Raw genomic sequence first — 1,667 nt, 5'->3', positions numbered from 1 at the left:
GGGGCTGCCGCGCGCCCGGCGCCCGGCGGCTTGCGGGAATGTTCCGCGGCTGCCGGGGCGGCGGACCGCCCTCGTCGACGGGTGCCCGGCGGCCCAAATCGGCGGCGCGCCGGCGGTTCGGCCGGCTGGCGGCCCCAGCCGTTCCATTCAGCGAGGTAACTGAAGTGTGAATCGCTGAATTTCTTTGTAATTCAAGGCACTGAACTAACTAGCTTAGAAACCGCCTGAATTCGTCACGAATTGCTACAACCCCATTGATCTGTAACGGAAATTCTCCTTGACAGTCTCAGGGGCTGAGACTAGTGTGGGCGCCGGTGTGATTTGGTGGGAAATTGTGGGAAGGACACTGGGGAATGTTTCAGGGCGAAACCGCCATCACGATTGACGACAAGGGTCGGCTCGCCGTGCCGACAGCTTATCGCGAGCTGATTGCGCAGCTGTCCGGCGGACGTCTGGTGTTCACCTACAACCCCTTCGAGACCGGCTGCCTCTGGCTGTTCCCGCTGAACGAGTGGGAGACCGTGCGCGACCAGGTCAACGAACTGCCCAACGTCAAGGCCGTGCACCGGGCGCTGCAGATGAAGCTCGTCGGCGCCGCGGCGCACGTCGAGCCGGACGGCGCGGGTCGCATCCTCGTGCCGGCGAGCCAACGCATGGCGGCCGGCATAGAGAAGAAGGCGGTCTTGCTCGGCATGGGGACCAAATTCGAGCTGTGGAGCGAACAGGCGCACCTCGCCAAGATCCGCCAGACCATAGGCGAGGACGAGATCAGCGACGCGATGATGAACTTGAAGTTGTAGCGGTATCTACACGGATCGGGGTGGAGCAGGGTGAAGCAGGACACGCTCAAGCACGTCCCGGTCATGTTGGCGGAAGCGGTGGACGCGCTCGCCGTGAAGCCGGACGGCGTCTACCTCGACGGCACCTTCGGCCGCGGCGGTCATGCGCGCGAGGTGCTGAAACGGCTGGGCGCCGGGGGGCGCCTGTTGCTGCTGGATCGCGATCCGCAGGCGATCGCCATGGCGCGCGCCGAATTCGGCCAGGACCCGCGCGTAGAGGTACGCCACGGCAGTTTCGCCGACCTGGCCGAGTGGGACGCGACGGAGGGTGGTTTGGACGGTGTGTTGCTCGATATCGGCGTGTCGTCGCCGCAGCTGGACGATCCGCAGCGCGGATTCAGCTTCCAGGCCGACGCGCCGCTCGACATGCGTATGGATACGACCCAGGGCGAAAGCGCCGCCGAGTTCCTGGCCCGTGCGAGCGAAGAAGCCATCGCCGACGTGCTGTACAACTACGGCGAGGAACGCATGAGCCGGCGCATCGCGCGCTGGATCGTCGAGCGCCGCCAGGACCAGCCCATCCGCACGACGGCCGAGTTGGCCGAGCTCTGCGCGCGCGCCAATCCCAAGCGCGAGCCCGGCAAGCATCCGGCCACGCGCACGTTCCAGGCCCTGCGCATCGCGGTCAACGGCGAGCTGGACGCGCTGGAGCGCGGCCTGGCCGGCGCCGAGCGCCGCCTGAAGCCCGGCGGCCGCCTCGTCGTCATCAGCTTCCATTCGCTCGAAGACCGCATCGTCAAGCAGTTCATCCGCAGCCGCTCGCAGCCGCCGCCGGCCCGGCGCGGCCTGCCGCCGCCGGCGCACGCGCCGCTGACCCTGCGCGCGCTC

2 protein-coding genes are annotated in these 1,667 nt (G+C 67.4%); both read left to right on the top strand.

The annotated features are described in order from the left end of the window. Positions 1–353: 353 nt before the first annotated feature. On the top strand, positions 354–800 hold the full coding sequence (mraZ, locus tag NON22_RS23965; RefSeq protein WP_257389499.1) for a division/cell wall cluster transcriptional repressor MraZ: 447 nt from the start codon (positions 354–356) through the stop codon (positions 798–800). A gap of 30 nt (positions 801–830) precedes the next feature. Further along, positions 831–1,667 (top strand): 16S rRNA (cytosine(1402)-N(4))-methyltransferase RsmH (gene rsmH, locus NON22_RS23960; protein WP_257389498.1); only part of this gene is annotated, 837 nt, incomplete at its 3' end.

The sequence above is a fragment of the Tahibacter caeni genome (genome assembly GCF_024609805.1).
GTDB classification, from domain to species: domain Bacteria; phylum Pseudomonadota; class Gammaproteobacteria; order Xanthomonadales; family Rhodanobacteraceae; genus Tahibacter; species Tahibacter caeni.
This window is presented reverse-complemented; position numbering and strand designations above follow the sequence as displayed.